Source organism: Burkholderia ambifaria AMMD (genome assembly GCF_000203915.1).
GTDB classification, from domain to species: Bacteria; Pseudomonadota; Gammaproteobacteria; order Burkholderiales; family Burkholderiaceae; genus Burkholderia; species Burkholderia ambifaria.
The window spans coordinates 1492831-1517417 of the sequence record NC_008391.1; the positions used below are offsets into that span (position 1 = coordinate 1492831).

Here is a 24587-nt window from a genome sequence, read left to right on the forward strand (position 1 = left end):
AATCGTCCTTAGGCGAGCAACGCCCCACGCACGATCGGGTCGCGGCAATTGCAGCCCAACCGCGCGAGCTCAGAGCAGTTCCACGTTGACCTTGGGCACCATGGGTGCAATGCGAAGCACCCGATCGGCCTGATCCCGAACGTACTCCGAAATACGGCGCACCCATGCCTGCTCGTCGCCCGCATAGATGTCCGATTGCGCCAGCTCGGAAGCCAGCTTCGCAGCCAGGGTTGCCATCCGCGTCATTTCGCGTGCAACGAGTGCCGGCCGGATCTGCGCACGATGTGCGAAGTCTGCGAGCGCGAAAGCGGTCAGCTCCTCGGTACGGAACACGTCTCCGTACGCCATCGCCATGTCTTGTACATAGGCGTCTCCGTACACGTTCACGCAGACCAGATCGTACAGCGGCGCCGGATCGAGCCCGCCGCTGCTGACGAAAAACGAAATGTTCTTGCCATGCGCGTCGCTGTTGCCGATCAGCAGTTGCAACAATGCCCAGCGCAGCATGGCCGAACGCGCGGCGGCCGGCGTCTCGAGCGACGGCGTCAACGAGAACAGTCGCTCGAAGCTCACGCCTTCACGGATATTGCGTACGTCCTCGTTGTTACCGAGATTGCGCTCGTACTTGAGCGTCGCCGGTAAATCGAGGGCCTGGCACCCATCGATGATATGAAGTCGCCGCACCGCGCTCACGCGGTGCGGATCGGCCGGGTCGGTCGTCACGATCCGGTCGAATCGTTCGATCAGCAGAATCGGTTCGGGGATGCGCCGAATCTCGACATGCGCGACCGGCAGGCCCATGCGAGCCGCCAGCGTCATGCAGAAATGCTCGTTGGCGACCATGAACGGCGCATTCGGGCTACGCGACTCGGGCTTGAGAATATGCGAGCTGCTGAGCGCGCCATCGACGAGCGAGAACTGCTCGCCCTCGACGAGCACCTGCAGTTTGTCCTGATGACCGGCGATCGACAGGCGCACCTGATCGTCCCAGACGGCAAACGGGATCGCATCGCGCTTGCGGATACGATCGGTCAGCTCTTCCACCGAAATCGGCCGACGCACAGGTTCGGGGCTTTCGGGCGCCCGCGCGGCCGAATCGTCGTCAGGAATGAAGCTCAACGCGCCGACCGGCTCCTTGCCGAGCATCCGGATCAGGCCGAAGACATTGTCCTTCGATATCTGATACATCGATGCGGCCACGTCGAGCGCGCGGCCCTCGGGCAGCAAGTTGCCTACGAAACGCTGGACCGCGCCCGCCGGCGGCTTGCCGCCATCGAGCGGAATGCACGGCGATAACGCGAACGCATCGCCACGCGCGAGCCACGCCGGGTCGTACGAAAAGCCGTAATCGTCGCGACCGGCGTCGTAGGTCAGTTGCCCGACGGGCGAGCCGTCGGTCGACACGCGCAGGCGATGGACCATTACGCGCCCTCGTGCGAATCAGTTGACGCGGCACGCTTCTGCATATGCTCGCGCACTGCGTTGCGCGCCGCCGGTACGTCGCGTTTCGGCACGACGAGCAGATTGAGGCCGAGGCCATCCAGTACCTTGAACAGCTTGTCGACACTCACGGCGCGGCCGTTCTCGAGCCGCGACAGCACGTCCTTGGAGACGCCGAGCATGTCGGCCGCATCATCGATCCGCATCTGGCTCTGCGCGCGTCGGTTGCGCACGAGCGCCCCCAGCGCTGCGAGATCCAGCGCGAGCGGGTCGGGGGCCGCGATCGGTCGCGGTAAGGTACGCGCCATAATTCCGGGATTTCAGGAACAAAGCGCTGGCGCCCCGTGCCCGATCACATAGTTACTAGAATATCGGAATTATAGTCGACCATAGGCCGAAAGCCCAATTATTCCGATATTTCAGGAACAATGCCGCACACACCGGCTCATCACCCTTTGTTCCGATATTTCAGGAATTAAAACGAGCGCGGCGACGCTTCCGCGCCGCCGCCCGAGCTGCGACCGAATCGCCCGCGACCGGGCATCACCCGCTCACAACTGCCCCGCCGCCCCCGTCCACCGCAGGTAATCCCCGCGCGTCCAGTCGAGCGACACGCCGACGCGCTTCGTCCCCGGCCGGATCTTCGGCTTGTACATCGACAGCGTCAGCGACTCCAGCGCGGGCCATTCGCGAAACGACAGCACCGCGAGATCGGCGACGAGCGTCTCGAGCAGCCGCGTATGCGGCTTGTGCGACAGGAACGAGGCGACACGCGCGCAGTAGCCGTCGTAGTCGATCCACTCGCCCTGCTCGCTCGGCTCGCAGCGATACCCGAGCCGTGCATCGATCACGATCGGCTGCGGCGCCTCGTGCTCGTGCGCGTGGATGCCGATGCGCGCGGGCACCTTCAGTTCGTCGACGAACACGCTCCACCCGCGCCCGCGCCCGCGCAGGCGCGGCGCGTCGATCGCCACGAACGGTTCGTCGAACGGCTTCATGATGCGAGCGGCGCCGCGGCGTCGAGCATGATGCGCACGAAATAGTCGGCGAAGCTGCGACGCAGGACGATCTCGAACGTATCGTCGCCGGTCGGGATCAGCGTGATCGGCGACTTGAAGTAGTGCGATTGCGCGCACTGGCCCGGCTTGAGCACGCGCGGATGCAGATCGAGCGGACAGCCGCGCGCGATCACGTCGCGCACGCGTTCGCCGCTGACCTCGACGACCGTGTAGCCGCTGCCGACGTCGACGGCCGCCGCATACGAACCCTGCACGGCCTCCGCGAGCTGCGCCTCGAGCACGCCCGCCTGGACGGGCCCGTTCGAGCGCACGAGCCACTCGTCGGGACCGAGCCAGAGCACGTCGTACTCGACGGCACGCGCCACCGTGTTCGGCGCCGACGGCGGCCGGCAACCGACCACGCGCTCGAACGCGCTGACGAATGCCGGGTCGCTCAGCTCGCCGCGCACGTTCACGAGATCGAGGAACGGCCGCTCGCGCAGCGTGAACTTCTTCGATGCGCGCGCCTGATGCGGCTTCAGCACATCGGCCGAGCCGACGAGCGGCGATTCAAGCGTCACGCCCGCGCCTGCCACCGGCGTCTGATTTCTCGTTTCATTCCACATGCTGGCGCACCCCTTCGGTATCGTAGAAAACCGGGCTCGAGATCTTCGCGGTGACGCGCTTGCCGTTGGCCAGCGGAATCACGACGCTCTCGCCCATCTTGTTCAGGCCGCCCTTCACCACCGCCAGCGCAATCGAGCGCTTCAGGATCGGGCTGTAATAACTCGACGTCACGTGGCCGATCATCGGCGTCGGATCGACCGTCGACACCTGCGTGTCCTTCGCGATGATCTGCGCGCCTTCAGGCAGCACGAACTGTTCGTCTTCGGTCAGCAGGCCGACGAACTGCTTGCGGCCTTCCTTCGACGTATCCGAGCGCGACAGCGAGCGCTTGCCGAGGCAGTCCTTCGACTTCGCGACGAGCCCGCCCATCCCGAGGTCGTACGGCGTAACCGAGCCGTCGGTGTCCTGGCCGACGATGATGTAGCCCTTCTCCGCGCGCAGCACGTGCATCGTCTCGGTGCCGTACGGCGTGATGTCGAACTCGGCACCGGCCGCCATCAGCGCTTCCCACACCGCGCGGCCTGCATTGGCCGGCACGTTCACTTCATACGCGAGCTCGCCGGAGAAGCTGATCCGCATCACGCGCGCCTTCGCGCCCGCGACGGTGCCGTTCCGGTAGCTCATGAACGGGAACGCGTCGTTGCCGAAATCGATGTCCTGGCACACCTTCTGCACGACCTTGCGGCTCTTCGGGCCGACCACCGCGAACGTCGCCCAGTGATCGGTGACGGACGCGAGCCGCACCTTCATGTCGGGCCATTCGGTCTGCAGCCAGCGCTCGAGCCACGTGAGCACGCGCGCCGCGCCGCCGGTGGTCGTCGTCATCATGAAATGCTGGTCGGCGAGGCGCACCGTCACGCCGTCGTCGAACACCATCCCGTTTTCGTCGAGCATCAGCCCGTAGCGGCACTTGCCGATCTCGAGCTTGTTCCACGGGTTCGTGTACATCCAGTTCAGCAGCTTCACCGCGTCCGGACCCTGGATGTCGATCTTGCCGAGCGTCGACGCGTCGAGGATGCCGACACCGTTGCGCACCGCGAGGCATTCGCGCTTCACGGCCGCATGCAGGTCCTCGCCGTTCTTCGGGAAATACCACGGCCGCTTCCAGTTGCCGACGTCCTCGAACAGCGCGCCGTGCTCGACGTGCCATTCATGCACGGCCGTCTTGCGGATCGGGTCGAGGAAATCGCCGGTCTCGCGGCCCGCGAACGTACCGAACGACACCGGCGTGTAGTTCGGGCGGAACGTCGTCGTGCCCGTTTCGGGAATCGTCTTGCCGAGCGCTTGCGCGAGGATCGCCATCCCGTTGATGTTGCCGAGCTTGCCCTGGTCGGTGCCGAAGCCCATCGCGGTGTAGCGCTTCACGTGCTCGACCGACTCGAAGCCTTCGCGTGCGGCCAGCAGGATGTCGGCGGCCGCCACGTCGTTCTGGAAGTCGACGAACTGCTTCGGCCCGCGTGCGGCGGCCTCGCGGCTGCCGACGAGCCACAACGGCTGCAGCGCGCCTTCGACGGTTTCGGCGACCTGCGGCGCGGCCACGCGCTGCGGCGCCGCGAAGCCGGCCGCCTTCGCCGCTTCGACGCCCGCGTCGAGTGCGAGCCGCAGCGCACGTGCGAGACCGAACTCGCCCGCGGCCGCACCGACGCTCGCCTCGGCCTGCACGGGCTTGCCCGGCAGGAAGCACGCCTTCTCATCGTTCCAGCACGCCTTGCCGCCGGACTGCGCGAACAGGTGCAGCACCGGGCTGAAGCCGCCCGACATCGCGACGAGGTCGCACGGCAGCGACTGCAGCTTGCTGCCGGTCTGGCCGTTCGTGTAGGACGCGACGTCGACCGACGATACGCGCCACTTGCCCGAAGCGGCCGTCACCACGGCACCGCTCATCACCGTCACGCCCTGCCGCTTCGCGGCGGCAGGCAGCGCGCCGTTCGACGACGCACGCGAATCGACGACCGTCACCTTCGCACCGCACGCCTTCAGATCGAGCGCGGCCTGGTACGCACGGTCGTTGTTCGTGAACACGACCACGTTGCGGCCCGGCATCACGCCGTAGCGATGCACGTAGGTGGACACCGCGCCAGCGAGCATCACGCCCGGCAGGTCGTTGTTGCCGAATACAATCGGACGCTCGTGCGCGCCGGTCGCGAGGATCACGCGCTTCGCGCGGACCTTCCACAGCAGCTCGCGGGTACCCTTGCGCATCGACACCGGCTGGTGATCGGTCAGGCGCTGCGTGATCGTCACGAGGTTGTGGTCCTGATAACCGAATGCGGTGCTGCGCGACAGGATCGTCACGTCAGGCAGCTTGCGCAGCTCGGCCTCGATCTTCTCGACCCATTGCTGCGCCGGCTTCCCGTCGATTTCCGCGCGGCACGACAGCAGGCTGCCGCCGAGCTCGCGCTGGTCGTCGACGAGGATCACGCGCGCGCCGGCCGTCGCGGCCGCATGCGCGGCGGCGAGGCCCGACGGGCCACCGCCGACCACGAGCACGTCGCAGTGCGCGTAGCATTTGTCGTAGCGATCGGCGTCGAGCACCTCGGGCGCCTTGCCGAGGCCAGCGGCCTCGCGGATCTTCTCTTCGTACTTCGGCCACATGTTGCGCGGCCACATGAAGGTCTTGTAGTAGAACCCGGCCGGCATGAAGCGCGAGAACTTCTGGTTGATCGCGTACTTGTCGTTCTCGAGCGACGGCTCGGCGTTCACGCTCGTCGCGACGAGGCCCTGGTACAGCTCGATTTCGGTCGCACGCGCGTTCGGCACCGTGTACGGGCCGGACTCGAGCTGCACGACGGCATTCGGTTCCGCGACGTCCGCCGTCACGATCCCGCGCGGACGGTGGTACTTGAAGCTGCGCGCGACGAAGTGCACGCCGTTCGCGAGCAGCGCGGACGCGAGCGTGTCGCCCTGGAAGCCCTGATACGTGCGGCCATTGAACGTGAACGTCAGCGGAATCGCGCGATTGATGCGGCCCCCGGTGCCGAGGCGGTCTTTCTGGCTCATTTGCTCGTGCCCTCTTCGTGTGCGTTGCCGGCAGCGGCGCCGTTGGCAGCCCCGCCGAACTTTTCGTAGCCCTTGATATCGTAGGTCACCGTGTCGCGCGTGACCTTGAACCAGCGGCGGCAGCCCTGCGTGTGCAGCCACTGCTCGCGGTGCAGCCCGCGCTTGTTCTCGCGCATGAACACGTATTCGCCCCATTCGCGGTCGGTCATGTTCTCGTTCGCCACCGGGCGCACGATGTCGGCTTCACCGCCGCACGTGAACTCGGATTCGGCGCGCGGCCCGCACCACGGACATTCGATCAGCAACATGTTTCTTTCTCCTTCAGTGCGGGGATTAGTGCGCGACGGCGGCAGCGCCGTGCTCGTCGATCAGATGGCCGGTGTAGAAGCGGTCGAGTGCAAACGGTGCGTTCAGCGGATGCGGTTCGTCGCGGGCGATCGTGTGCGCGAACACCCATCCCGAGCCCGGCGTCGCCTTGAAGCCGCCGGTGCCCCAGCCGCAGTTGAAATACAGGCCCTTCACGTCGGTCTTGGTGATGATCGGGCACGCGTCCGGCGACACGTCGACGATGCCGCCCCACTGGCGGTTCATCCGCACGCGCGAGAACACCGGGAACATCTCGACGATCGCCTGCAGCGTGCTTTCGATGATGTGGAAGCTGCCGCGCTGGCCGAAGCCCGTGTACTGGTCGATACCCGCGCCGATCACGAGGTCGCCCTTGTCGGACTGGCTGATGTACGCATGCACCGCGTTCGACATGATCACCGAGTTGACCACCGGCTTGATCGGCTCGGACACCAGCGCCTGCAGCGGGTGGCTTTCGATCGGCAGGCGCACGCCGGCCATGTCGGCGAGCGTCGTCGTATTGCCGGCCGCGACCACCGCGACCTTCTTCGCCTTGATGAAGCCCTTCACCGTATCGACGCCGACCACTGCGCCGCCTTCGCGGCGAATGCCCGTCACCTGGCAGTTCTGGATGATGTCGACACCGGCGCGGTCCGCGCCGCGCGCGAAGCCCCAGGCCACCGCGTCGTGACGCGCGACGCCCGCACGGCGCTGGATCGATGCGCCGAGCACCGGGTAGCGGCTGTTCAGGTTGATCGTCGGCTCGATTTCCTTGATCTGCGCGGGCGTCAGGAATTCGGCGTCGACGCCGTTCAGCCGGTTCGCGTTCACGCGGCGCTCGGTGTCGCGCACGTCCTGCAGCGTGTGCGCGAGGTTCATCACGCCGCGCTGGCTGAACATCACGTTGTAGTTGAGATCCTGCGACAGCCCTTCCCACAGCTTCATCGCCTTCTCGTACAGCGCGGCCGATTCGTCCCACAGATAGTTCGAGCGCACGATCGTCGTGTTGCGCGCGGTGTTGCCGCCGCCGATCCAGCCCTTCTCGAGGATCGCGACGTTCGTGATGCCGTGCTCCTTCGCGAGGTAGTAGGCGGTCGCGAGGCCGTGGCCGCCGCCGCCGACGATCACGACGTCGTATTCCTTCTTCGGTTCCGGGCTCTTCCACTGCTTTTCCCAGTTCTCGTGATACGAGAGGCCGTTGCGGAACAGGCTGAATATCGAGTAGCGGCTCATGTTAGTGATCCTTCGTTAGCATTCGATGACGTTCACGGCAAGACCGCCGCGCGACGTTTCCTTGTATTTCGTCTTCATGTCGGCACCCGTCTCGCGCATCGTCTTGATCACCGAATCAAGCGACACGTAGTGCTGGCCGTTCCCCTTGAGCGCCATCCGCGACGCGTTCAACGCCTTGATCGCGCCCATCGCGTTGCGTTCGATGCACGGGATCTGCACGAGCCCGCCGACCGGGTCGCAGGTCATGCCGAGGTTGTGCTCCATGCCGATCTCGGCCGCGTTCTCGACCTGGTCGGGCGTGCCGCCCATCACCGCGGCGAGCGCGGCCGCGGCCATCGAGCACGCGACGCCCACTTCGCCCTGGCAACCGACTTCCGCGCCGGAAATCGACGCCGTTTCCTTGTAGATGATCCCGATCGCCGCGGCCGTCAGCAGGAATTCGACGATGCCGGCTTCGTTCGAGCCCGGCACGAATTTCACGTAGTAGTGCAGCACCGCGGGAATCACGCCGGCCGCGCCGTTGGTGGGCGCGGTGACGACGCGGCCGCCCGCCGCGTTCTCTTCGTTGACGGCCATCGCATACAGGTTGACCCAGTCGAGCATCGACAGCGGGTCGCGCAGCGACTCCTCCGAACGCGCACGCAGGTGCCCGTTCATCTCGGCCGCACGGCGCTTCACGCGCATCGGGCCCGGCAGTTCGCCCTCGACCTTGCAGCCGCGCTCGACGCATGCCGCCATCGTGCGCCAGATCGCGAGCAGGCCGGCGCGCACTTCGTCCTCGGGGCGCAGCGCGCATTCGTTGCGCAGCATCACCTCGGCGATCGACAGCCCGTGTTCGCGGCACTGGCGCATCAGGTCGTCGCCGGTACGGAACGGATACGGCACTTCGACCGCCGCACGCACGCCGTTCACGCGATCGCCGTCGCGGTTGACGACGAAGCCGCCGCCGACCGAGTAATACTCTTTCTCGACGAGCAGCTGGCCGTGCTCGTCGAACGCCTGGAAGCGCATCCCGTTCGGGTGCACGATGCTCGTGCCGCTCATCAGCTTGCGATAGAAGCCGATGTTCTCCTTCTCGTCGAAGCGGATCGTCTGCTTGCCGAGCAGCGTCAGCGACTTCTCCGCGCGGATCCCGGCGAGGCGCGGCTCGATCAGGTCCGGATCGATCGTGTCCGGCAGATGGCCCTCGAGACCGAGCAGCACCGCCTTGTCGGTGCCGTGGCCCTTGCCCGTTGCACCGAGCGAGCCGTATAGTTCGACCCGCACGCGGCGCACGAAGCCGAGCAGGTTCGCGTCCTCGATGTGCGATGCGAAGCGGCACGCGGCGATCATCGGGCCGACCGTGTGCGAACTGGACGGGCCGATACCGATCTTGAACAGGTCGAACGCGCTGACGTTCATCTGGCTTCCTCTGGGTGGGCGTACGTGAAATGTCGTTGGCATCAGTACATCAAAGCGTAAAATTGGCAGATAGAACAAAAACGGCATCGGCGTGGGATAGCGCCGCCAAGCCCCGCGCAAGGCAGCCGGAAAGTGCGTTTTGGCGATGGTTCGCGACGCAAAAGCACAAGTCGGCCGGCGCCTGCACCGCCCGGCAGACGTACCCCGCAAACCGAGTGAAACGAGTGAGACCTGCCTTTCCGGCGTGACGAGATTGACCGCGATGACACCCGACGTACCCGCTTCCCCCCTCGCCGAACCGGCGCCGCAGCGCATCCGCTTCGGCATCGTGCTGCTGCCGAACTTCACGCTCACGGCCTTCTCGGGTTTCGTCGACATGCTGCGGCTGTCGGCCGACGACGGCGACTACAGCAAGCCCGTGCGCTGCGCGTGGAGCGTGATCGGCGAAACGCTGGCGCCGGTGCGCGCGAGTTGCGGGATCCAGATCACGCCGTGGGAAACCTTCGATGGGGCCGAACCATTCGACTACGTGGTCGTGGTCGGCGGGCTGCTGCACTCGGGGCCGCAAGCCGGCCCCGAAACGCTCGAGTTCATCCGCCGCGCGGCGGGGGCCGGCGCGACGGTCGTCGGCATCTGCACGGGCGTGTTCACGCTGATGCGCGCGAAGGTGCTCGACGGCTATCGCACCTGCGTGAGCTGGTTCCACTACTGGGATTTCATCGAGCGCTTCCCGAGCGCCGATCCCGACCTGCTGATCGCCGACCGCCTGTTCGTGATCGACCAGCGCCGCATCACCTGCTCGGGCGGCCGCGCGTCGATCGACGTCGCCGCCGCGATCCTGCTGCGCCATTTCGACCATGCGACCGTGCAGAAGGCGCTGCGCATCCTGCTCGTCGGCGAGATGCAGAAAGGCAATGCGCCGCAGCCGCATCCGCCGGGCCTCGAACCGGCCACGCACCCGAAGGTCAAGCGGGCGATTCTTCTGATGGAACAGCATGTCGGGCGCTCGCTGCCGCTCGAGGAACTCGCGTGCAAGCTCGACATGTCGACGCGCCAGCTCGAGCGGCTGTTCAAGGCCGAGACGGGCAGGAGCCCGCAGGCGTTCGCGAAGCAGGTGCGGCTGCGCACCGCCGCGTGGCTGCTGACCAGCTCCGACCGCACCGTCGCCGATATCGCGTCGAGTTGCGGGTTCGCCGACGCGTCGCACCTCGGGCGTGAGTTCCGCAAGCAGTTCGGCGTGCCGCCGGCCACCTATCGCGAGCGCGGCGGAGAGGTCGCGGAAGTCGCGGTGCCGGTTGCAACGGATGCCGATCCCGTCGAAGACATCGCCGACTGACGATCGCGCGCCGTCTCCGGCGCGCTCCCTTTCCTCCTCCGACTGCGCATCGAACCGCGCACGATCGCCGTACGTTCCCCCCTAATTGGAACCGGTTCCAATCGACTTGCCCGACGTTCGCGGATCGTTGATTGAGGGTTATTCCGGATGCTGACGCTCGTCCAAATTTGTATGATGACCACATCACCTTACAAACCAGAGCGCCATGTTCGAGAAAATTCCCGCCCGTGCGATGAGCGATCACGTCGCGCAGCAGCTGCTCAAGCAGATCGAAGCCGGCAGTTTCTCGGCCAGCGGCAAGTTGCCGACGGAAGCCGTGCTTGCGCAGGAATTCGGCGTGAGCCGCACCGTGATCCGCGAGGCGATCTCGCGGCTGAAGAACGAAGGCGTGGTCGAGCCGCGCCAGGGCAGCGGCGTGTACGTGAACCAGCACGGCGCGATCCGGCCGCTGCGGATCGACTACGCGGAAGCCGTCGAGGCCAGCTCGCTGCCGCACCTGCTCGCGGTGCGCCGCGCGATCGAGGCTGAAGTCGCGGCCGAAGCCGCGCTGCGCCACACCGCCGACGACATGGCCGACATCGACGACGCGCTGCGCAAGATCGACGCTGCGGCGGCCGAAGGGCGCGACGGCGTCGCGGAAGATGTCGCGTTCCACCGCACGATCGCGGCCGTCACCGGCAACCCGTATTTCCTGAAGACGCTGCAGTTCCTGAACCAGTACCTCGAGGCCGGCGTGAAGGTCACGCGGCGCAACGAAGCGACGCGCGAGGATTTCTCGCGGCAGGTGCGCGAGGAACACGCGGCGATCGCCGACGCGATCCGCGCGCGCGACCCGATGGCGGCGCGCAACGCGGCACGCACGCACATGTACAACGCCGCGCGCCGTCTCGCGGAAGCCGGCATCTGCTGAAGCCGGCGGCGGTGCCCGACCGGGCGCCGCCGCCGTCCCGAACCTCTTCCCGAATCGATCAAGGTTGACCATGTCACGAAATGTTGGAGTCATCGGCCTCGGCGCAATGGGCCTGGGCGTCGCCCGCTCGCTGCTGCGCGCGGGGTTCCGCGTGCACGCATGCGACGTGCGCGACACCGTATTGCAGGCGTTCGCGGCCGAAGGCGGCGTGGCCTGCGCGAGCCCGGCCGAACTCGGCGCGCAGTGCGACGTCGTCGTCACGCTCGTCGTCAATGCCGCGCAGACCGAAACGGTGCTGTTCGGCGAGCACGGCGCGGTCGTGGCAATGAAGCCGGGCGGCGTCGTGATCGCGAGCGCGACCGTCGCGCCCGACTTCGCGGTCGCGCTCGGCGCGCGCATCGAGGCCGCGGGCTTGCAGATGCTCGACGCCCCGGTGTCCGGCGGCGCCGCGCGCGCGGCGTCGGGCGAGATGACGATGATGACGTCGGGTCCGGCCGCCGCGTATGCAGGCTGCGACGACGTGCTCGCCGCGATGGCCGGCAAGGTGTATCGCCTCGGCGACGCGCACGGCATCGGCTCGAAGGTGAAGATCATCAACCAGCTGCTGGCCGGCGTGCATATCGCGGCGGCCGCGGAGGCGATGGCGCTCGGCCTGCGCGAAGGCGTCGACGCCGATGCGCTGTACGACGTGATCACGCACAGCGCCGGCAATTCGTGGATGTTCGAGAACCGTGTGCCGCACATCCTGAACGGCGACTACACGCCGCTGTCGGCCGTCGACATCTTCGTGAAGGATCTCGGCCTCGTGCTCGATACCGCGCGTCGCAGCAAGTTCCCGCTGCCGCTGTCGGCCACCGCGCACCAGATGTTCATGAGCGCGTCGAGCGCCGGCCACGGCGGCGAGGACGATTCCGCCGTGATCAAGACTTTCCCCGGCATCACGCTGCCGCCCGCCCGCTGATTCGAACGACGCTCCCGCCATGACCGCTTCCGCTTCCCGTCCCCTGCTCGGCTGCATCGCCGACGATTTCACCGGCGCGACCGATCTCGCGAACATGCTCGTCAAGAGCGGCATGCGTACCGTGCAGACGATCGGCGTGCCCGCCGACGGCGCCGCGCTCGATACCATGGTCGACGCCGATGCGATCGTCGTCGCGCTGAAGTCGCGCACGATTCCCGCCGCCGACGCCGTCGCGCAATCGCTCGCTGCTTACGCATGGCTGCGCGCGCAGGGCTGCCGACAATTCTTCTTCAAGTACTGCTCGACGTTCGACTCGACCGACGCGGGCAACATCGGGCCCGTCGCCGACGCGCTGCTCGATGCAGCCGGCGGCGATTTCGCGATCGCGTGCCCGGCGTTCCCCGAGAACGGCCGCACGATCTTTCGCGGGCACCTGTTCGTCGGCGACGTGCCGCTGAACGAATCGGGCATGGAGCACCACCCGCTCACGCCGATGAAGGACGCCAACCTCGTGCGCGTGCTGCAGCGGCAGACGACGTCGAAGGTCGGACTGATCCGCTACGACACGATCGCGCAGGGCGCGGCCGCCGTGTGTGCGCGCATCGACGCGCTGCGCGCGGACGGCACGCGTTTCGCGATCGCCGACGCGCTGTCGGACCACGACCTCCACGTGCTCGGCGAAGCGTGCGCGAACCTGCCGCTCGTCACGGGCGGCTCGGGCGTCGCGCTCGGTCTGCCGGAGAATTTCCGCCGCGCGGGGCTGCTGCCCGAGCGCGACAACGCGGCGTCGCTGCCGCGCATCGACGGGTTGTCGGCCGTGCTCGCCGGCAGCGCGTCGAAGGCGACCAACGCGCAGGTCGCCGCGTGGCGCGAAAGCCGTCCGAGCTTCCGGATCGATCCGCTCGCGGCATCGCGCGGCGAACCCGTCGTCGACGACGCACTCGCATTCGCGCGCTCGCACCTGCCGCAACCCGTGCTGATTTATGCGACCACGTCGCCCGACGAAGTGAAGGCCGTCCAGCAGGCGCTCGGCGTCGAAGCAGCCGGCCATCTCGTCGAAAGCACGCTCGCGGCGATCGCCCGCGGCCTGCGCGAGCTCGGCGTGCGCAAGTTCGTCGTCGCCGGCGGCGAAACGTCCGGCGCGGTCGTGCAGGCGCTCGACGTGAAGTCGCTGCAGATCGGCGCGCAGATCGACCCCGGCGTGCCGGCCACCGCCACCATCGACGCGCAGCCGCTCGGCCTCGCGCTGAAGTCCGGCAACTTCGGCACGGTGGACTTTTTCGACAAGGCGCTGCGCGCGCTCGACGGAGCCGCATGATGCGCGACGAAACGAAACTGCGCGACGAGATCTGCGTCGTCGGCGCGAGCCTGTATGCGCGCGGCCATGCGGTCGGCAGCGCCGGCAACATCAGCGCGCGGCTTGCCGACGGCTGGCTGATCACGCCGACCGACGCGTGCCTCGGCCGGCTCGACCCGAACGACATCGCGAAGGTCGGCCTCGACGGCAAGCCGCTATCGGGCGGCAAGCCGTCGAAGACGCTCACGCTGCATCGCGGGATCTACGCGCGCAACGCGGAAGCGAACGGCATCGTCCACACGCATTCGACGCACCTCGTCGCGCTGACGCTCGCGGGCGTGTGGCGCGACACCGACGTGCTGCCGCCGATCACGCCGTACTACGTGATGAAGGTCGGCCACATTCCGCTGATCCGCTATCGCCGCCCCGGCGACCCGGCCGTCGCGGCCGAAGTCGCGGCGCTCGCCGACCAGGTGCGCGGCGTGCTGCTCGAGCGCCTCGGCCCGGTGATGTGGGGGCCGTCGGTGTCGCACGCGTCGTATGCGCTCGAGGAACTCGAGGAAACCGCGCGGCTGTGGCTGATGACAGATCCGAAGCCCGAGCCGCTGTCCGACGCCGCACTCGACGAACTGCGCCAGACCTTCGGCGCGCGCTGGTAGCGCGACGCATCGCGCACAGGCCACGCGCAAACGACGTACCGATTCCCATGCCCGCCGTGTGCGCGGGCCCTTGCCTCAGCACACACACATGATCCGACGGCGTACGCGCCGCCGGCACACAACATCGATGGAGACGACGATGACTGCTCTCGACGCGGCCGCAAGCCGCTCGCCCGCCGTGCCCGCCCAATCGGCCGAGCTCGACCGCACCTACAAGAAAGTGTTCTGGCGCATCGTGCCGTTCCTGATGCTCTGCTACGTGGTCGCGTATCTCGACCGCGTGAACGTCGGCTTCGCGAAGCTGCAGATGTCGCAGGACCTCGCGTTCAGCGAAACCGTGTTCGGCCTCGGCGCCGGCATCTTCTTCCTCGGCTACTTCCTGTTCGAGCTGCCGAGCAACCTGCTGATGCACCGCCTCGGCGCGCGCATCTGGATCGCGCGGATCATGATCACGTGGGGCCTGCTTTCGGCCGTGTTCGCGTTCGTCAGGACACCGACACAGTTCTACGTGCTGCGCTTTCTGCTCGGTCTCGCGGAAGCCGGCTTCTATCCGGGCGTGATCCTGTACCTCACGTACTGGTTCCCGTCGCATCGCCGCGCGAAGATCATCGCGGTGTTCATGTCGGCGATTCCGGTGTCGGGCATCTTCGGCAACCCGCTGTCGGGCTGGATCATGGAACGCTTTCACGGCGGCTCCGGCTTTCACGGCTGGCAGTGGATGTTCATGATCGAGGCCGTGCCGGCCGTGCTCGTCGGCATCGCGACGATCCTGTATCTCGACAACAGCATCCGCGGCGCGAAGTGGCTCGACGAGCGCGAGAAGCAGCTGCTCGAGGATGAAATCGCCGCGCAGCCGCAGGAACAGCACAAGCACGGCCATTCGCTGAAAGCCGTGTTCGCCGACCCGCGCATGTGGTGGATGTCGCTGATCTACTTCGCGTTCGTCACCGGCCAGTACGGCCTCACGTTCTGGATGCCGACGCTCGTCAAGTCGACCGGCATCACCGATACGCTGCAGATCGGCCTGCTGTCGGCGATTCCGTTCGTCGTCGCGATCGTCGTGATGAACCTGTTCGGCCACAGCGCGGACAAGCACCGCGAACGCCGCTGGCACCTGATCGTGCCGGCGCTGATGGGCGCCGTCGGGTTTGCGGTCGCCGCGTCGTACTCGCACAATACGGCGGTGTCGATCGTGTTCCTGTCGCTCGCGGCGGGCGGCGTGCTGACCTGCGCACCGCTGTTCTGGTCGCTGCCGACCGCGTTCCTCGCCGGCTCCGCCGCTGCCGCCGGGATCGCGATCATCAACTCGGTCGGCAACCTCGCCGGGTTCGCGAGCCCGTACGTGATCGGCTACCTGAAGGACCTCACGCACAGCACGTCGTCCGGCATGTACGTGCTCGCGTCAATGCTCGTGATCGGTGCGATCGCCGTGTGGCTCACGCCCGCGAAACTCGTGAACCGCTGAGCCTGCCGCCATTCGACGCGGGGCGCCGTGCGCCCCGCTCCATTCATTCACAGGAACCGCTGCCATGCCCCGCTTCGCCGCCAACCTCTCGATGATGTATACCGAGCACGCGTTCCTCGAACGCTTCGCCGCTGCCGCTTCCGACGGCTTCAAGGCCGTCGAGTACCTGTTCCCGTACGACTTCGCCGCCGAGGACATCCGTGCGCGGCTCGACGCGCACAACCTCGAGCAGGCGCTGTTCAACGCGCCGCCCGGCGACTGGGCCGCCGGCGAACGCGGGATCGCGTCGCTGCCGGGCCGCGAGGACGAGTTCCGGCGCGGCATCGACCAGGCGCTCGACTATGCGCGCGTGCTCGGCAACAAAAAGCTGCACGTGATGGCCGGGATGGTCGCGCCGCGTGCCGACCGCGCGCGCCATCGCGACACCTACCTGGCGAACCTGCGGCATGCGGCGCAGGCCGCGTTCGCGCACGGCATCACGATCCTGATCGAGCCGATCAACCAGCGCGACATGCCCGGCTATTTCCTGAGCCGCCAGGACGATGCGCACGAGATCTGCGCGGAAGTCGGCGCGCCGAACCTGAAGGTGCAGTTCGACTGCTACCACTGCCAGATCGTCGAAGGCGACCTCGCGATGAAGCTCAAGCGCGATTTCGCGGGCATCGGCCACATCCAGATCGCCGGCGTGCCCGAGCGCCACGAGCCGGATATCGGCGAGCTCAACTACCCGTACCTGTTCGCGCTGATCGACGCGCTCGGCTACGACGGCTGGATCGGCTGCGAGTATCGCCCGAAGGCCGGCACGTCCGAAGGCCTCGGCTGGCTCAAGCCGTACCTGTAATTCAAGCATTCCTAAGAGGGCAACGAACATGAAAGTACTGATCACCGGCGGCGCCGGCTTTCTCGGCCAGCGTCTTGCGCGCAAGCTGCTCGAGCGCGGCGAGCTGACCGGCCCCGACGGCCGGACCGGCAAGATCGACGAGCTGGTGCTGCTCGACGTCGTCGAAGGCAGCGATTTCGGCGACGCGCGCGTGACGTCGATCGTCGGCGACATCGCCGATCGCTCGGTGCTCGAAAGCTCGATCGATACGCAGACGGGCGCGATCTTCCATCTCGCGGCGATCGTCAGCGGGCAGGCCGAAGCCGATTTCGATCTCGGCATGCGAATCAACCTCGACGCGTCGCGCACGCTGCTCGAGGTGTGCCGCGCGCGCGGCCATCGTCCGCGCGTCGTGTTCACGAGCTCGGTGGCCGTCTACGGCGGTGTGCTGCCCGACATCGTGCAGGACGACACCGCGCTGAATCCGCAATCGTCATACGGCGCGGAGAAGGCGATCGCCGAGCTGCTGCTGTGCGACTACGCGCGGCGCGGCTTCGTCGACGGCCGCGTGCTGCGGCTGCCGACCATCAGCGTGCGGCCGGGCCGCCCGAACGCGGCCGCGTCGTCGTTCGCGAGCGGCATCATCCGCGAGCCGCTGAACGGCGAGGAAAGCGTGTGCCCGGTGCCGGGTTCGACGCGGTTGTGGCTGCTGTCGCCGCGCGGCGCGATCGACGCGCTCGTCGCCGGTTGTGAAATCGACAGCGAGAAGCTCGGCAACAAGCGCGTGATCAACCTGCCCGGCCTGTCGGTGTCGGTCGACGAGATGATCGCGGCGCTGCGCGAAGTCGCGGGCGACGACGTCGTGAAGCTGATCCGCCATGCGCCGGACGAGCGCGTCGAGAAGATCGTCGGCAGCTGGCCGGGCCGCTGGGACACGACGCGCGCGGAAGCGCTCGGGCTGAAGGGTGATACGTCGTTCGCGGACGTGATCCGCAGCCATATCGCCGACGAACGGCGTTGACGGTTGCGCCGCCGGGCGGGCAAGCGGCCGCCCGCGCGGCAGGGATCATCGGGCCGCATCGGCGCGGCCTGGCGGATTCCCCGAAGCGCATCGATGCGCGGCCGCGGCGCGCAATCGACAGCATGGCCGTGCGTGCGGTTCGATCAGGTCGCGTGCCGCGCACCGCATGCGTAGTGCCACCACGCGAACACGACGGCCTGAAGAGACACACGTACATGTCGACGCCTAGTTGTCGAGCTGCGCCGGCATGACGGAGGCCGGCGCATCCGCAGCGGCCGCAGCCGCCATCCTCGCGCGATCCTGCTCGGCGAGCTTCGCCTGTGCGGCCTGAATGTCCGCGGGATATTCGCCGTCGTCGCCCCTCGACGGATCGTAACCCGCCGCTTCCAGACGAATCAGCTCGTCGCGAACCTGTGCGCGCGTGAGCGGCGCATTCGATTGCGCGAATGCGGACTGACCGGAAATCGCGCCGATCATCATCAGTAGTGCGATACAAGTTTTCATCATGAACTCCTTCAATGTTTCGTGCGGATCAAGCGTGGTGAATGTCGAACCCGGCGCAGCGGGCCTTCAGGTCAGCTGCCGAAATACGGCGTGCAGAAGCTCTCGGGCCCCACGCACGCGGCCGGGCGCGGACGGGGCGGCAGCGCCGCCGGCCTTCCCGCATCGGAAGCCGCAGCTGGATCGCTGCCGACCGCGCTCTCGGCCTGATGTTGCGGCAACTGTTCGGCCTGCTGCTGGAACAGCGGGCTCACCGCCGGATACGACGTGTCGGTCACGAAGCGCAACCCGTTGTTTTCGGCGTCGATCAGTTCCTGCCTGACCTGCGCGCGCGTCAGTTCCTGGGCCAACGCGGGCGTCGCGACACTCGCGACGGAAATCGCCGCCACCATGGCGGCCACCAGCCAATGCGTGTTCATGCTCCACTCCTTCGAAAGTCATCGAGACGACGTGCTACATCCCGTATGACGACGGCCGGTGTGCGTTTATTCCCGGAATTCCTGGGCGCCTGTTACGAACGTTCACCGAACTGTCATTCTTTCGTCAGCCGGCGTAACCTGACGTAATGCGGCCCCACCGCGCGTGGGGCAGACTGACGACACCTTGTGGATCGGTCCTCGATCATGTCCGTTGCCTACGACTACGCAGCCGGCCTGCTTCGCACGCTGTACGACCGCCATATCGATAGTGGCGCGGTGCTCGACACGGCCGCGTTCCCCGATGCCGAGCGTTTCATCCGTGCATGGCCGGCGATCCGCACCGAAGCGCTCGACGTCGCGCGCGACCTGCCGCGCATCCCGCGCTTTCACGAGATCATGCGCGAGCAGCACGACATCTCGGCCAACGATGCGCGCGACTGGCGAATGTTCATCATGCAGGCGTACGGCCAGCCGTTCCCGCGCAACCTGTCGCGCTGCCCGACCGTCGAATCGATCATCGCGGCGTCGCCCGACGTGCTGTCCGCGTCGCTGTCGTTCCTCTCGCCGGGCAAGCACATCCCGCCGCACCGCGGGCCGTTCCGCGGCATCCTGCGCGGCTATCTGGTGCTGTCGATGCCGAAGCGCGCGGACGGCACGCCGGCCGCCGTGCTGAAGGTCGACGGCCACGAATACCGGCTCGACGAAGGCCGCTTCCTGCTATGGGACGACACGTTCGTGCATGAGGTGTGGAACGACAGCGACGAAGTCCGGATCGTGCTGCTGCTCGATATCCGCCGGCGCGGCATGCCGCGCTTGCTGACGTGGCTGTCGAATGCGGTGATCGGCATCGTGCGGATCGGGATCCGGATACGCGGGCGATCGATTCCGGTCTAGCAAGGAGCCCGGCGCACGCGCGTTGCGATCAATCCTCGCGCGCAAGACGCGCCATGACCTCCGTGAGCGCCTGAATCGCCGGTTGCGCGGCGCGTTGCACCGGGTAGACAAGGTAGTAGCCCAGACCGTTGCGCACCACCTCCGAAAACGGCGCGACCAGCGTTCCGGCTGCCAGCCGATCCGCCGCCATGCGCGGATCGCCGATCGCGACGCCGTGCGCCTGGGCCGCGGCCGTCAGTGTCAGTTCGAGCGTATCGAATACGAGCCCGGTGCGCGGGTCGATCTGCGTGGCGCCCACGGCGTCGAGCCAGCATCGCCATTCATCGCGATTGCGCGCGGGATGCAGCAGCGTCACCCGCGCGAGATCGGTGACCGACTGCAACGACGCGCCCACCTCACACGTACACATCGGCGTCAGGTATTCGTCGAATAGCGGGACCGCCACCATGCCCGCCCAATTGCCGGTGCCACGCACGACGATCGCATCGAAATCGGCGTCGGTGAAATCCGGCGTGTCGTCCGCCGACGTGTGGATGCGCAATTCGGTCCGCGGCAATGCGTGATTGAGCGCGGACAGCCGCGGCAGCAGCCAGCGGATCGCAAACGTGGAAGGCAGCCGCAACGTCAGCGTCGACGCGGCATGCGCATGGGCGTGAGCGTGTCGCGCCAGTTGCGCGAGGACGTCGACGGCCACCGTCAGCAACGCGTCGCCTTCCGTGGTCAACGTCAATCCCGACGGATGACGGACGAACAACGCACACCGGTAGTGCGCTTCCAGTTGCTGCACCTGACGGCTCACCGCGCCCTGGGTCCGGCACAGATGCTCGGCGGCCCGGTTGAAGCTGCCCAGTTCGGCGGCGGCGACAAACGCCTGGAACGCCGTCAGCGGCGGCAGCGCGCGCGTCAGATCCGCGAGCGGGTATGCGCGGGCGGCATGCCCGGGTTGCGGATTTTTCGATTGTTCGGTCATCGCGGCATCGCTATCGTGGTTGCACCAGCGCGACGGCTGTCGCGAACGGCTCGTCAACACTCAGCGGAGAAATAGCATGGTTTCGTCGTCCGACGCACTTTACACGCGACAGGTCGATACCTACCTGAAGACACTCGAGCGCGGCGACGTCGCCGCGATCTGTGCATTGTTCACACCGGACGCGCGGATATTCTCGCCGTTTCTCGGCTGGATGGCGCCGCAACCCTTCTTCGAAAAAGTCGCGGCGGCATCCGGACAAAGCCGGATCACGCCGATCGACATCTGCGTCAGCGCGACGGGCGCGCGCCGGGCAACCGGCTATTTCACCTACGATTGGGGACTGAAAGACGGCTCCGCGGTGCAATTCGAGTGCGTCGACGTATTCGAATTCGACGACGACGCGCGCATCGAGCGCATGATCATCGTCTATGACACGCATCCGATCCGAAGCACGGTCGGCGACAAGTACGCGTAGCAGGGCAGGCGCGTGCACGTGCCATTGCGCGACGCAGCAACGGCTGCCTGAGCCGCCGACCGCACGGCGATGTCGCTGCCGAGCCGATCGATCGCCTAAACTACAGACCGTCCCCCTGCGCGGCTCCTGCCAGCCCCTGCCATGGCCCACCTCTTCTTCGCGGCGTCGATCCAGCGGCATATCGACACGCCCGAGCGCGACGTCGACGCACGTACGCTCGGCGAAGCGCTTGAAACCGTCTTCGGCGAACAGCCGCGGCTGCGCGGCTACATCGTCGACGACCAGGGTGCGCTGAGAAAGCATCTGTCGGTGTTCATCGACGGCCAGCCGGTGCGCGACCGGCAACACCTGTCGGACGCGCTCGGCGACGCGAGCCGCGTCTATGTCGTGCAGGCGTTGTCCGGCGGATAAAGGGACGCATCTCATCGAAGCAAGCGCCCGATCGCGCACAGGAGACACCCGACATGAACGATCGACTGCTCGTCGCGACCCGCAAGGGCCTGTTCGTGCTGCACGCCGACGGCAACGGCGGCTGGTCGCTCGGCGAGCCGCACTTCATCGGCGAACCGGTCAGCATGGCGCTGGCCGATCCGCGCCACGGCACGCTGTATGCGGCGCTCAACCTCGGCCATTTCGGTGTCAAACTGCATCGCCGCCGCTCGGGCGCGGCCGACTGGGAAGAATGCGCGGTTCCGGTATATCCGCCGCAGCCCGCCGACGCGCTGCGCGCAAACGTCGGCGCACATGCCGGCGACGCCGACACGGACGACGAAGCGCCCGCCCCGCCCCGGCCACCGTGGACACTTCAGCAGATCTGGTCGCTCGAAGCCGGCGGCGCCGACGAGCCGGGCGTACTGTGGGCCGGCACGATACCGGGCGGACTGTTCCGCTCCGGCGATGGCGGCGATTCGTGGGAGCTCAACCGCGCATTGTGGGACCGCCCGGAGCGCCCCGAATGGTTCGGCGGCGGCTACGACGCGCCGGGCATCCATTCGGTGATGGTCGATCCGCGCGACAGCCGGCACGTGACGATCGGCATCTCGTGCGGCGGCGTGTGGCAGACCTTCGACGGTGGCGCGAGCTGGCGCGTGAGCGCCGACGGGATGGAAGCCGATTACATGCCGCCGGAGCGGCGCGGCGAGCCCAACGTGCAGGACCCGCATCGCGTCGTGCAGTGCGCGGCCAATCCCGATGTGCTGTGGACCCAGCATCATTGCGCGATCTTCCGCTCGACCGACGGCGCCGCGCACTGGCAGCGCATCGAAGCGCAGCCGTCGAGCTTCGGCTTCGCGGTCGCCGTGCATCCGGCCGACCCCGACACCGCGTGGTTCGTCCCCGCCGCGAAGGATGCGTGCCGGATTCCGGTGAACGGCCGGTTCGTCGTCACGCGCACGCGCGACGGCGGCCGTAGTTTCGAGAGCCTGTCGAACGGGTTGCCGCCTGCACCGGCCTACGACTTGGTATATCGGCACGGCCTCGCGGTGGATGACACCGGCACGCGTCTCGCAATAGCGTCGACGACGGGCGGGTTATGGACTTCCGCTGACGGCGGCGAGAACTGGCGGCAAGTTTCCGCGCATTTGCCGCCGGTGTATTGCGTGCGGTTCGGGTAACGACGCGGCTCAAGCGGCCGGGCCGTGGAAGCAGCCCGCTCGCGGCCGGCATCGAGACGACACTGCCTCGATGCCGGCGCGGAACGTCGATGCCCTGCCGCTCAATGCACGCCGAGATAAGCCTTCACCGCCGGCAGCCCCGGCTTGCCGTCGAGCGTCGTCACGCCGGCCAGCCACTTCTCGAGCGATTGCGGGTTCGCCTTCAGCCACGCGGCGGCGGCCTTGTTCGGGTCTTCCTTGTTCATGATCGGCACCATCACGTGGTTCTCGATCGCCGTCGTGAACTGCAGGTTCGACACGAACTTCGCGACGTTCGGGCAGCGCTGCGCGTAGTCGGGCGGCGTGGCCGTCAGCACCTTCGCCTCACCGTAGTTCGGGCCGAACACGTCGTCGCCGCCGGTCAGGTAATCGATCTTCATCTGCACGTTCATCGGATGCGGTTCCCATCCCAGAAACACGATCCACTGTTTGTCGCGGGCCGCGCGATTCACCTCGATCAGCATGCCGGCTTCGCTCGACTCGACCAGCTTGAACTTGCCGAGGCCAAACTGATTGGTGTCGATCATCTTCTTGATGAGCGCATTGCCGTCGTTGCCCGGCTCGATCCCGTAGATCTTGCCGTTGAGCTTGTCCGCGTACTTCTGGATGTCGGCGAACGACTTCAGGCCGCCCTGATACACGTAGTCGGGCACCGCGAGCGTGTATTTCGCACCGGTCAGGTTGGGCGTGGCGAGCACCTTGATCGTGCCGGCCTTCGTGAACGGCTGGATGATCGGGTCCATCGTCGGCGACCAGTAGCCGAGGAACACGTCGATCTGCTTGCTCTTGATGCCGGCGAACGTGATCGGCACCGACGCGATCGTCTTGGTCGGCGCGTAGCCGAGCCCCTGCAGCATCGTCGACGCGAGGCCGGTGGTGGCCGCGATGTCGGACCAGCCGACGTCCGCGAAGCGCACGTTCTTGCACACGGGCGGGTCGGCCGCATACACCGCCGACATCGGCGCGGCGATCCCGATCCCGCATACCGTTGCGATCAATAGGCGCTTCATCTGTCTTCTCCTCAAAGTGACGTCGTTTTTCATGGTTGCGGGATCGATGGTTGAAGCCGCGCGCCGCGATCCCGGCGGCGTCGCGGACCGAACGGCTCGCGCGGGCCGCGTCAACGCCCCGGCAGCCGCCGTTCGTAACTCGGTGCGTGACCGAACTGCGCGCGATACGCCTTGCTGAAGTGACACGGCGAATGGAATCCGCACGTCGTCGTCACGCGCGCGATCGACGCGTCGGTCGTGCGCAGCAGGTCGCGCGCGCGCTTGAGCCGCAGCGTCAGGTAATAGTGGGTCGGCGATACGTTCAGGTACACCTTGAACATACGCTGCAAGTGCCGCTGCGACAGCCGCACGAGCCGCGCGAGCTCCTCGAGCGACAGCGGCTCCTCAATGTTCGCCTCCATCAGGCGCACGACCTCGATCAGCTCCGCGCGCGAGAAGCCGACGCGCGCATCGACCGGAATCGGCTGCGTGTCGGTCGAGCTGCGGATGCGCTCGAGGATGAACTGTTCGGACACCTGCGCGGCGAGCTGCTGGCCGAAGCGCATGCCGACGAGGTTCAACATCAGGTCGAGCGGCGCGGTGCCGCCGGTGCAGGTGAGCCGGTCGCGATCGACGACGAACAGCTCGTCGGCGAACCCCACCTGCGGAAACTCCGCATGCAGCGCGGACAGGTTCTCCCAGTGCACGGTGCAGCGATAACCGTCGAGTAGCCCGCCGGACATCAATGCATACGCGCCGGTGCAGATGCCGCCCAGCGGCAACCCGCGTTCGGCGAGCGCCGCGAGCGTATCGCGCGCGCCGTCGTCGACCACGTCGCGGATGCGAATCCCGCCGCATACGATCATCACGTCGGGCAGGTTCGTGTAGTCGAGCGCCTGGGTCGGCCGCACCGCGATGCCGTTGCTGGCATGCACGGGGGCGCCGTCGAGCGAATAGATCGACCACTGGTAATGGTCGGCACGCCCGACATAGTTCGCCATCCGAAGCACTTCGACCGCGCTCGAGAACGCGATCATCGAGAAATTCGGCAGCGTAAGAAAGCCGAAATGGGCGAGGGACGAAACCGGTGAAACGCAAGCGGCGGGCACGGCGGCAGCGGCGGACGTCACATCGGGCTCCTGGCGAACGGTTGAGCAGGTTGCAGGACGCCAGT

At 67.0% G+C, this 24587-nt stretch carries 25 protein-coding genes; 12 read left to right on the forward strand and 13 right to left on the reverse strand.

Annotation, left to right across the window (positions count from 1 at the left end):
- Window positions 1–69: 69 nt before the first annotated feature.
- From BAMB_RS22700 to BAMB_RS22735, 8 genes are all read right to left on the reverse strand, one after another.
- Window positions 70–1422, reverse strand: a complete 1353-nt coding sequence (locus BAMB_RS22700; protein ID WP_011659509.1) for a HipA domain-containing protein — start codon at window positions 1420–1422, stop codon at window positions 70–72.
- Window positions 1422–1748, reverse strand: a complete 327-nt coding sequence (locus BAMB_RS22705) for a helix-turn-helix domain-containing protein (protein ID WP_011659510.1) — start codon at window positions 1746–1748, stop codon at window positions 1422–1424. Before BAMB_RS22705 ends, BAMB_RS22700 begins: the two co-directional genes overlap by 1 nt.
- A gap of 243 nt (window positions 1749–1991) precedes the next feature.
- The gene (locus BAMB_RS22710; RefSeq protein WP_011659511.1) at window positions 1992–2438 is read right to left on the reverse strand and encodes a dihydroneopterin aldolase; all 447 of its coding nucleotides are present in this window, start codon (window positions 2436–2438) and stop codon (window positions 1992–1994) included.
- Window positions 2435–3064, reverse strand: a complete 630-nt coding sequence (locus tag BAMB_RS22715) for a sarcosine oxidase subunit gamma (RefSeq protein ID WP_011659512.1) — start codon at window positions 3062–3064, stop codon at window positions 2435–2437. The genes BAMB_RS22710 and BAMB_RS22715 overlap by 4 nt, the downstream gene beginning before the upstream one ends.
- The gene (locus BAMB_RS22720; RefSeq protein ID WP_011659513.1) at window positions 3054–6065 is read right to left on the reverse strand and encodes a sarcosine oxidase subunit alpha family protein; all 3012 of its coding nucleotides are present in this window, start codon (window positions 6063–6065) and stop codon (window positions 3054–3056) included. The genes BAMB_RS22715 and BAMB_RS22720 overlap by 11 nt, the downstream gene beginning before the upstream one ends.
- Window positions 6062–6373: a sarcosine oxidase subunit delta gene (locus BAMB_RS22725; RefSeq protein ID WP_011659514.1), complete on the reverse strand. Its 312-nt coding sequence runs from the start codon at window positions 6371–6373 to the stop codon at window positions 6062–6064. The genes BAMB_RS22720 and BAMB_RS22725 overlap by 4 nt, the downstream gene beginning before the upstream one ends.
- A 25-nt stretch (window positions 6374–6398) precedes the next feature.
- Window positions 6399–7643 (reverse strand): sarcosine oxidase subunit beta family protein, encoded by a 1245-nt coding sequence (locus BAMB_RS22730; RefSeq protein ID WP_006480591.1) that lies wholly within the window; start codon window positions 7641–7643, stop codon window positions 6399–6401.
- 15 nt (window positions 7644–7658) lie between these two features.
- Window positions 7659–9044 carry an L-serine ammonia-lyase gene (locus tag BAMB_RS22735; protein ID WP_006749888.1) on the reverse strand — a complete coding sequence of 462 codons (1386 nt, stop codon included), beginning with the start codon at window positions 9042–9044 and terminating at the stop codon, window positions 7659–7661.
- Between the two features lie 262 nt (window positions 9045–9306).
- Here BAMB_RS22735 and BAMB_RS22740 point away from each other — a divergent pair, with 262 nt between their 5' ends.
- The 8 genes from BAMB_RS22740 (at window position 9307) to denD (ending at window position 17513) form a co-directional block, all read left to right on the forward strand.
- Complete coding sequence (locus tag BAMB_RS22740) at window positions 9307–10380, forward strand: GlxA family transcriptional regulator (RefSeq protein WP_011659515.1); 1074 nt, start codon at window positions 9307–9309, stop codon at window positions 10378–10380.
- A gap of 205 nt (window positions 10381–10585) precedes the next feature.
- Window positions 10586–11290, forward strand: a complete 705-nt coding sequence (locus BAMB_RS22745) for a FadR/GntR family transcriptional regulator (RefSeq protein WP_011659516.1) — start codon at window positions 10586–10588, stop codon at window positions 11288–11290.
- A gap of 70 nt (window positions 11291–11360) precedes the next feature.
- A complete protein-coding gene (ltnD, locus tag BAMB_RS22750) occupies window positions 11361–12251 on the forward strand; it encodes an L-threonate dehydrogenase (RefSeq protein ID WP_011659517.1) in 891 nt (296 codons plus the stop codon).
- Between the two features lie 19 nt (window positions 12252–12270).
- The gene (gene otnK / locus BAMB_RS22755) at window positions 12271–13569 is read left to right on the forward strand and encodes a 3-oxo-tetronate kinase (RefSeq protein WP_011659518.1); all 1299 of its coding nucleotides are present in this window, start codon (window positions 12271–12273) and stop codon (window positions 13567–13569) included.
- Complete coding sequence (gene otnC / locus BAMB_RS22760; protein WP_408580308.1) at window positions 13569–14207, forward strand: 3-oxo-tetronate 4-phosphate decarboxylase; 639 nt, start codon at window positions 13569–13571, stop codon at window positions 14205–14207. Before otnK ends, otnC begins: the two co-directional genes overlap by 1 nt.
- A gap of 139 nt (window positions 14208–14346) precedes the next feature.
- Window positions 14347–15672, forward strand: coding sequence for an MFS transporter (locus BAMB_RS22765; RefSeq protein WP_011659520.1), 1326 nt, complete (start codon window positions 14347–14349; stop codon window positions 15670–15672).
- A gap of 64 nt (window positions 15673–15736) precedes the next feature.
- Window positions 15737–16513: a 2-oxo-tetronate isomerase gene (gene otnI, locus BAMB_RS22770; protein WP_011659521.1), complete on the forward strand. Its 777-nt coding sequence runs from the start codon at window positions 15737–15739 to the stop codon at window positions 16511–16513.
- 28 nt (window positions 16514–16541) lie between these two features.
- Window positions 16542–17513: a D-erythronate dehydrogenase gene (gene denD / locus BAMB_RS22775; RefSeq protein ID WP_011659522.1), complete on the forward strand. Its 972-nt coding sequence runs from the start codon at window positions 16542–16544 to the stop codon at window positions 17511–17513.
- Window positions 17514–17738: 225 nt separating this feature from the next.
- Here the strand turns inward: denD and BAMB_RS22780 are convergent, their stop codons facing one another.
- Window positions 17739–18017 carry a DUF4148 domain-containing protein gene (locus BAMB_RS22780; RefSeq protein WP_011659524.1) on the reverse strand — a complete coding sequence of 93 codons (279 nt, stop codon included), beginning with the start codon at window positions 18015–18017 and terminating at the stop codon, window positions 17739–17741.
- Between the two features lie 71 nt (window positions 18018–18088).
- Window positions 18089–18433, reverse strand: a complete 345-nt coding sequence (locus BAMB_RS22785; RefSeq protein WP_011659525.1) for a DUF4148 domain-containing protein — start codon at window positions 18431–18433, stop codon at window positions 18089–18091.
- A gap of 204 nt (window positions 18434–18637) precedes the next feature.
- Between BAMB_RS22785 and BAMB_RS22790 the strand changes: the two genes are divergently transcribed.
- Window positions 18638–19327, forward strand: coding sequence for an aspartyl/asparaginyl beta-hydroxylase domain-containing protein (locus tag BAMB_RS22790; protein WP_011659526.1), 690 nt, complete (start codon window positions 18638–18640; stop codon window positions 19325–19327).
- A 28-nt stretch (window positions 19328–19355) separates the two neighbouring features.
- Here BAMB_RS22790 and BAMB_RS22795 read toward each other — a convergent pair whose 3' ends face one another.
- On the reverse strand, window positions 19356–20297 hold the full coding sequence (locus BAMB_RS22795; protein WP_011659527.1) for a LysR substrate-binding domain-containing protein: 942 nt from the start codon (window positions 20295–20297) through the stop codon (window positions 19356–19358).
- Between the two features lie 76 nt (window positions 20298–20373).
- On the opposite strand from BAMB_RS22795, the gene BAMB_RS22800 reads away from it, so the two are divergent.
- The 3 genes from BAMB_RS22800 (at window position 20374) to BAMB_RS22810 (ending at window position 22385) form a co-directional block, all read left to right on the forward strand.
- Window positions 20374–20772, forward strand: coding sequence for a nuclear transport factor 2 family protein (locus BAMB_RS22800; protein WP_011659528.1), 399 nt, complete (start codon window positions 20374–20376; stop codon window positions 20770–20772).
- Window positions 20773–20913: 141 nt separating this feature from the next.
- Window positions 20914–21183 carry a MoaD/ThiS family protein gene (locus BAMB_RS22805; RefSeq protein WP_011659529.1) on the forward strand — a complete coding sequence of 90 codons (270 nt, stop codon included), beginning with the start codon at window positions 20914–20916 and terminating at the stop codon, window positions 21181–21183.
- A 53-nt stretch (window positions 21184–21236) separates the two neighbouring features.
- The gene (locus BAMB_RS22810) at window positions 21237–22385 is read left to right on the forward strand and encodes a WD40/YVTN/BNR-like repeat-containing protein (RefSeq protein WP_011659530.1); all 1149 of its coding nucleotides are present in this window, start codon (window positions 21237–21239) and stop codon (window positions 22383–22385) included.
- A 101-nt stretch (window positions 22386–22486) separates the two neighbouring features.
- Here the strand turns inward: BAMB_RS22810 and BAMB_RS22815 are convergent, their stop codons facing one another.
- Together BAMB_RS22815 and BAMB_RS22820 are read right to left on the reverse strand one after the other, a co-directional pair.
- Window positions 22487–23434 (reverse strand): choline ABC transporter substrate-binding protein, encoded by a 948-nt coding sequence (locus tag BAMB_RS22815; protein ID WP_006757406.1) that lies wholly within the window; start codon window positions 23432–23434, stop codon window positions 22487–22489.
- A gap of 110 nt (window positions 23435–23544) precedes the next feature.
- Window positions 23545–24543 (reverse strand): GlxA family transcriptional regulator, encoded by a 999-nt coding sequence (locus BAMB_RS22820; RefSeq protein ID WP_006749908.1) that lies wholly within the window; start codon window positions 24541–24543, stop codon window positions 23545–23547.
- Between the last annotated feature and the right edge of the window lie 44 nt (window positions 24544–24587).

What these genes read in the sequence shown, in the direction of transcription:
- BAMB_RS22815 (WP_006757406.1), bottom strand. Translation starts at nt 23,434, where the DNA reads ATGAAGCGCCTATTGATCGCAACGGTATGCGGGATCGGGATCGCCGCG.
- otnC (WP_408580308.1), top strand. Translation starts at nt 13,569, where the DNA reads ATGCGCGACGAAACGAAACTGCGCGACGAGATCTGCGTCGTCGGCGCG.
- BAMB_RS22705 (WP_011659510.1), bottom strand. Translation starts at nt 1,748, where the DNA reads ATGGCGCGTACCTTACCGCGACCGATCGCGGCCCCCGACCCGCTCGCG.
- BAMB_RS22710 (WP_011659511.1), bottom strand. Translation starts at nt 2,438, where the DNA reads ATGAAGCCGTTCGACGAACCGTTCGTGGCGATCGACGCGCCGCGCCTG.
- BAMB_RS22745 (WP_011659516.1), top strand. Translation starts at nt 10,586, where the DNA reads ATGTTCGAGAAAATTCCCGCCCGTGCGATGAGCGATCACGTCGCGCAG.
- BAMB_RS22765 (WP_011659520.1), top strand. Translation starts at nt 14,347, where the DNA reads ATGACTGCTCTCGACGCGGCCGCAAGCCGCTCGCCCGCCGTGCCCGCC.
- BAMB_RS22790 (WP_011659526.1), top strand. Translation starts at nt 18,638, where the DNA reads ATGTCCGTTGCCTACGACTACGCAGCCGGCCTGCTTCGCACGCTGTAC.
- BAMB_RS22725 (WP_011659514.1), bottom strand. Translation starts at nt 6,373, where the DNA reads ATGTTGCTGATCGAATGTCCGTGGTGCGGGCCGCGCGCCGAATCCGAG.
- denD (WP_011659522.1), top strand. Translation starts at nt 16,542, where the DNA reads ATGAAAGTACTGATCACCGGCGGCGCCGGCTTTCTCGGCCAGCGTCTT.
- BAMB_RS22805 (WP_011659529.1), top strand. Translation starts at nt 20,914, where the DNA reads ATGGCCCACCTCTTCTTCGCGGCGTCGATCCAGCGGCATATCGACACG.
- ltnD (WP_011659517.1), top strand. Translation starts at nt 11,361, where the DNA reads ATGTCACGAAATGTTGGAGTCATCGGCCTCGGCGCAATGGGCCTGGGC.
- BAMB_RS22785 (WP_011659525.1), bottom strand. Translation starts at nt 18,433, where the DNA reads ATGAACACGCATTGGCTGGTGGCCGCCATGGTGGCGGCGATTTCCGTC.
- BAMB_RS22795 (WP_011659527.1), bottom strand. Translation starts at nt 20,297, where the DNA reads ATGACCGAACAATCGAAAAATCCGCAACCCGGGCATGCCGCCCGCGCA.
- BAMB_RS22810 (WP_011659530.1), top strand. Translation starts at nt 21,237, where the DNA reads ATGAACGATCGACTGCTCGTCGCGACCCGCAAGGGCCTGTTCGTGCTG.
- otnK (WP_011659518.1), top strand. Translation starts at nt 12,271, where the DNA reads ATGACCGCTTCCGCTTCCCGTCCCCTGCTCGGCTGCATCGCCGACGAT.
- BAMB_RS22735 (WP_006749888.1), bottom strand. Translation starts at nt 9,044, where the DNA reads ATGAACGTCAGCGCGTTCGACCTGTTCAAGATCGGTATCGGCCCGTCC.
- BAMB_RS22730 (WP_006480591.1), bottom strand. Translation starts at nt 7,643, where the DNA reads ATGAGCCGCTACTCGATATTCAGCCTGTTCCGCAACGGCCTCTCGTAT.
- BAMB_RS22780 (WP_011659524.1), bottom strand. Translation starts at nt 18,017, where the DNA reads ATGAAAACTTGTATCGCACTACTGATGATGATCGGCGCGATTTCCGGT.
- otnI (WP_011659521.1), top strand. Translation starts at nt 15,737, where the DNA reads ATGCCCCGCTTCGCCGCCAACCTCTCGATGATGTATACCGAGCACGCG.
- BAMB_RS22720 (WP_011659513.1), bottom strand. Translation starts at nt 6,065, where the DNA reads ATGAGCCAGAAAGACCGCCTCGGCACCGGGGGCCGCATCAATCGCGCG.
- BAMB_RS22715 (WP_011659512.1), bottom strand. Translation starts at nt 3,064, where the DNA reads ATGTGGAATGAAACGAGAAATCAGACGCCGGTGGCAGGCGCGGGCGTG.
- BAMB_RS22740 (WP_011659515.1), top strand. Translation starts at nt 9,307, where the DNA reads ATGACACCCGACGTACCCGCTTCCCCCCTCGCCGAACCGGCGCCGCAG.
- BAMB_RS22800 (WP_011659528.1), top strand. Translation starts at nt 20,374, where the DNA reads ATGGTTTCGTCGTCCGACGCACTTTACACGCGACAGGTCGATACCTAC.
- BAMB_RS22700 (WP_011659509.1), bottom strand. Translation starts at nt 1,422, where the DNA reads ATGGTCCATCGCCTGCGCGTGTCGACCGACGGCTCGCCCGTCGGGCAA.